Annotated in this window: 6 protein-coding genes; 2 read left to right on the forward strand and 4 right to left on the reverse strand. The window is 71.1% G+C overall.

Going from position 1 to position 4,705, the window contains the following annotated elements:
• Positions 1-79: 79 nt before the first annotated feature.
• From AC3XYG_RS35985 to AC3XYG_RS35995, 3 genes are all read right to left on the reverse strand, one after another.
• Positions 80-1,771, reverse strand: a complete 1,692-nt coding sequence (locus tag AC3XYG_RS35985; RefSeq protein ID WP_489144704.1) for a saccharopine dehydrogenase family protein — start codon at positions 1,769-1,771, stop codon at positions 80-82.
• The gene (locus AC3XYG_RS35990) at positions 1,768-2,223 is read right to left on the reverse strand and encodes a thiol-disulfide oxidoreductase DCC family protein (protein ID WP_489144705.1); all 456 of its coding nucleotides are present in this window, start codon (positions 2,221-2,223) and stop codon (positions 1,768-1,770) included. Before AC3XYG_RS35990 ends, AC3XYG_RS35985 begins: the two co-directional genes overlap by 4 nt.
• 72 nt (positions 2,224-2,295) lie before the next feature.
• A complete protein-coding gene (locus AC3XYG_RS35995; protein WP_489144706.1) occupies positions 2,296-3,006 on the reverse strand; it encodes an alpha/beta fold hydrolase in 711 nt (236 codons plus the stop codon).
• Positions 3,007-3,231: 225 nt separating this feature from the next.
• Between AC3XYG_RS35995 and AC3XYG_RS36000 the strand changes: the two genes are divergently transcribed.
• Together AC3XYG_RS36000 and tolA are read left to right on the forward strand one after the other, a co-directional pair.
• Complete coding sequence (locus AC3XYG_RS36000) at positions 3,232-3,771, forward strand: DinB family protein (protein WP_489144707.1); 540 nt, start codon at positions 3,232-3,234, stop codon at positions 3,769-3,771.
• 102 nt (positions 3,772-3,873) lie between these two features.
• Positions 3,874-4,239, forward strand: coding sequence for a cell envelope integrity protein TolA (gene tolA, locus AC3XYG_RS36005; RefSeq protein WP_489144708.1), 366 nt, complete (start codon positions 3,874-3,876; stop codon positions 4,237-4,239).
• Between the two features lie 15 nt (positions 4,240-4,254).
• On the opposite strand, the gene AC3XYG_RS36010 is transcribed toward tolA, so the two are convergent.
• On the reverse strand, positions 4,255-4,705 hold a 451-nt coding region (locus AC3XYG_RS36010; protein ID WP_489144709.1), incomplete at its 5' end, for a TetR/AcrR family transcriptional regulator.

Below are 4,705 nucleotides of genomic sequence, written 5' to 3' on the forward strand. Positions count from 1 at the left end.
CAGAGATCGAGCCGCTGGATCGCCACGCCCCTGCGGGGCTCGCGATGACGGTGCGGGGTGGTGACGTCGCTCTCTGCTATCACTCCACCGGCGCCAGCCAGCCGCGGTAGCGGACGATCAGCCCGGTCCAGGGGTGGCGGATCTCGACATGGAAGCGGAAGCGGCCTTCCGCTTCCGTCTCCCAGGCCTCGCCGTTCGGGGCCAGCGCCAGGGGCAGCGGCAGGCCGAACAGGCTCCAGCGCCGCACCACCAGGCGCAGCCGGTCGCCCTCCAGCACCAGGGCCAGCCCGACCCGGACCGGGCCGAAGCGCTCGACGACCAAGCCCTCGGACCGGCCGCGCCCCTCTTCCTGCGTGCTGGAAAACGGTCGGCCGGCGAAGCGCCGGTGCCAGGTCTCGATGCCGTGCTCGACCCCGAACGCCACCTCAACCGGCACCTCGCTGCCGGCGGCGGGAAAGCCGATGATCGCCGCGACCAGGCGCGACAGCAGGCCGGTGCCACGGTCGACCATGGCCCGGCCGGCCACCCGCTTCTCGCCTGTGAGGTCGTGCATCGCCCGCAGCGCTTCGGGCAGGGCGACCCAGGCGTCGCCGAGCAGGCGGCGATACAGCGGCTGCCGGGCGGTCTCTGCCGTGCTCTCGCGCCACCCAGCCGTGATTGCCCGGCTGGCGAACAGCGCTTCGTAATCCGCCAGCTCCAGCTCCGTGGTCGCCGCGCGGGCGCCGGGAGCGGGACGCAGGCCCTGCAGCCGGCGCCGGATCACCGCGGCCGCGGCCATGGCCGGGATCAGCGGCCCGTCATCGCCCTCGGCCAGCAGATGCCAGGACCGTTCCACCGGTTGCCCCGCCGCGGCCCGGCCGGTGACGGCGATGATCATGCCGCTGCGATGCTCGCCCCAGCGCAGCCGGGTGCTGGCAGCATGCAGCAGCGGCGCCAGCGGCAGCAGCGAGGGCAGCAGGCCGAACCGCACCAGCCAGGCCAAACCGCTCAGCGCCCGGTGCAGGATTTCCGGCACGGGGCCGGCGCCGACCCAGATCTCCTGCAGTCCGGGCCACAACTCCGGCAGCAGCTGCAGATCCGGCACATCGACCAGCGAGAAGCGGGTGCTGTGCAGCGGCAGCCGGCCGGGTGGCGCCACCGTGCGGCGCCGGGTCTCGATCAGGGCGCGTCCCGTCGCCGGCCGCCCGTCGCGCACCAACTGCACCGGCTTGCCGGCATAGGAGGCGACGGCGTGGGTCACGCTCAACCCCAGCCCGGCATAGGGCGACGGCGCCAGCCCGGCCATGATGGTCTCGACCCGGTCCAGGCCTTGCGCCAGGTGCCGCACCGCGGCGGCGGTCAGCACGGGAAAGCTGCTGACGCCGGACAGGATGGCTATGCCGCGCTGCCGGGCGGCGGCATCGAAGCGGGCGATGCCGGTGACGAAATCGGCGCCGTCGGCCAGATCGAGATAATCGGCGCCGCAGGCGATGCAGGCCTCGACCACGCGATAGGGCGCCGCGCCATAGGCCTGGAACGGCCCGCTGGCATCGACGACAATATCGGGTGCCGCAGCCGCGATCGCCGCTGCCACGTCGCCGTCGCGATCCAGGGCGAGGGGCATCCTCTCGGCCTGCCCGTTCAGGCTCCGGCAGAACGCCTCGGCCTTCGCCGCCGACCGGCCGGCGACCAGCAGCGTCAGGCCGGGCTCGTCGGCCAGCAGCCGCACCAGCCGGCCGCCGAAGCTGCCGGTGCCGCCGATCACCAGGATGCGCAGGCGCGGTCCGGTCACGTCAGGAAGCGGTCTTCCTGGCCCGGCGGCGACAGCATGCAGGCATCGCGCCGGCCGAACAGGCGGAAGCGGTTGCGCGCCACCAGGCCATACAGCCGGTCGCGCCAGCCCCGCGGCAGCACCCGCAGCGCCGCGATCAGCGACCAGGGCAGGCCGAGGCCCAGGGCGGTGCGGATCACGCTTTCCGACTTGAACCAAGCGATGCCGTCGGCCAGCAGGATGTTGGTCTCGTAATCCTCGGGGTCGAGGCCGTAATGGACGTACAGCGCCCGCCCGGTCGGCGATTGCGCCGGCAGCAGCCGGAACCGCTTCGCCCGGTCGTACCGCAGGATGAACCGCGCCCAGCCGGAGCACATGACGCAGTAGCCGTCGAAGATGATGATCGGTCGGTCGTCGGGGAAGGGCGGCACCGCCGGATCCTGCCGCCAGCTGTAAGGGTCCCGCGCGATCATCCGGCGCTCCGGTTCGTGTCTGCCGGGCGCGGAGCCTAGGTCATCCCGGCCCGACACGCCATCGGCCGCGTGTCAGCTATAGGCCTCCAGCATCCGGGCCGTCTCCGCCGGCGCGGTCACCATGCAGCAATGGCCCGTGGCGATGGCATCGGTCCGCACGGCCGCGTCGCGCTTCATCTCCTCCAGGATGGCCTTGAAATGCGGCGCCGGATTGCCGGTGCATTTGATGTAGGCCGTCGGGATCGCGGGGCGCGGAGTCAGGGCCCGGACCGGCTGGTAGAAGCTCTGCCACGCCTGGGCGGTCAGGCGCGGCACGACGGACTCGATCTGCGCCGGGTCGGTCAGGCCCAGCCGCTCGGCGGACAGGGGCGGCAGCGGCGCGTCGGCGTCCTTGTACTTGTCCCAGGCGGCCCGGCCCTCGGGGGTGAGATAGTCGACCAGGGCCTTGCCGTCCTCCGGCACGAAGGCGTCGAGATAGATCATCGCTCGGATCGTCTCGGGGATGCGGGCCAGCACGCCCGTGATCACCATGCCGCCATAGCTCCAGCCGACCAGCGTGACGCCGGACAGCCGCTCCATCTCGATATGGGCGACCACGTCCTCGACATGCAGGGCCAGGTCGACGCCCTGGCCGAGATGGCGGCGCTCGCCGAGCCCTGTCAGCGTCGGGGTGGTGACCTCGTGGCCGGCGGCGCGCAGCCTGGCCGCAACGTCGCGCCAGACCCAGCCGCCATGCCAGGAGCCCGACACCAGCACGTAGCGGCGCGTCCCGTGATCGCCCACTCGCGTCCTCATCATCCCGTATCGAACATTCAAGCCGTTCGAAGCTACGGCGCCTCGGCCACCGCCGCCATGGTCCGGGCTGCGGCGTTTTGCCGGTCCGGTTCATTTCGCTTTTCTGCGCCGCCACAGTGGACGACGGGACGACGCGCACCAGTATTCCCTGATACACCTGTCGGAAGGGCGCCAAGCCCTTCCTAAAACTGAATTCGGGGAGGAACGATATCGATGCCGCTGGCCGACCATATCCGCCTGATGGCGCGCAACAACGCCTGGGCCAATGCCCGGTTGCACGCCGCCTGCATCCGGCTGACGCCGGAAGAATTCGCGGCGCCGCGCACCGGCTTCTTCCCATCGCTGCGGCGGACGCTGAACCACATCCTGGTGGTCGACCGGGCCTATCTCGCCGACCTGAAGGGGCCGGGGCGCGGGTTGCCCGGCAACCCGATGCCGTATCCCGATGCCGTGGACCTGGCGGCGGCGCAGTCCGAGACCGATCGCGACCTGGTCGGCTTCTGCGACGGGCTCGATGAAGCCGGTCTCGACCGGGTGGTGACGATCGACCGTCGCGACGGTGCGACCCATCGCGATCCGGTGGCGGCGATCCTGATGCATCTGTTCCAGCACCAGATCCATCATCGCGGCCAGGCCCACGCCATGCTGTCCGCCACCCGGGTGGCGCCGCCGCAGCTGGACGAATTCTTCCTCGCCTCCGACGCCCCGCGCCGCGATGCGGAGCTGCAGCGCCTGGGGCTGGCCCACCGCTAGGCTGCGTCCGGCCCTGGGCAGGCGGCCGGGCGGCGGCTATGCTGCGGTTTCATCATGCGGAGGGGAGCCGACATGATTCATCGCATTGCATCGGTTGCGGCTGTGCTGCTGCTGGCCGGCTGTGTTCAGGCGGGCACGGCGGCCAAGCCGATCGAGCAGAGGGGCCGGTCTTCGGTCGTGAGTCGCGGGGAAGAGGGGGCGATCCGGGACAAGATCAAGCAATGCTGGAACATCGATTCGACGTCGACGGCCAAGCCGGTCGTCCGGCTCCAAGTGGCCCGGATCAATCCGGATGGCACCGTCCCGCCCGATGCCGTCAGCATCGTGGATGACGGGGGCGATCGCGACTGGGCCAATGCCGCACGACGCGCAGTCCTCAACCCGGTGTGTCAGCCCTGGCCCATGCCCAAGGGCGGCTGGCCGAACGACAGCTTCATCCTGGTGTTCGATCCGCGGGACATGTTCTGATCCCGCTGCGGCCTGTCAGCGAACTGGCGCGTCCTGCGGCCCCAACTGCGCCGTGACCAGGGCCTCGGCCGCCCAGACGATGGCCTTGCCGGGTCCGTCCGGGCCGCGGATGGTCTGGCTGATCGAATAGGCGCCTTCGACCAGCAGCACCAGACTGTCGGCCAGCACCTTGGGCTCGGGGGCGCCCAGCGCCTCGGCCAAATGCAGCAGGCGCTGCCGCAGCTCGCGCTTGTTTGCTTCCGACACCCGGCGACCGGGGTGGCCCGGCTCCGGGAACTCCGTGGCGTCGTTGGTGAAGGGGCAGCCGCGATAATCCATCGCCGTGGTGCGGTCGGCCAGATACTCCATCATGGCGCGCAGCTGGGCCCGCGGATTGCCCTCATGCTTGGCGAAGGCCCGGTCCCAGCGCCGCCAGTAGTCGACGTTGCGGTCGTCGAGATAGGCGACGACGAGGTCGTCCTTGGAG

The organism is Inquilinus sp. (assembly GCF_057815775.1).

What these genes read in the sequence shown, in the direction of transcription:
- AC3XYG_RS36000 (WP_489144707.1), top strand. Translation starts at nt 3,232, where the DNA reads ATGCCGCTGGCCGACCATATCCGCCTGATGGCGCGCAACAACGCCTGG.
- AC3XYG_RS35990 (WP_489144705.1), bottom strand. Translation starts at nt 2,223, where the DNA reads ATGATCGCGCGGGACCCTTACAGCTGGCGGCAGGATCCGGCGGTGCCG.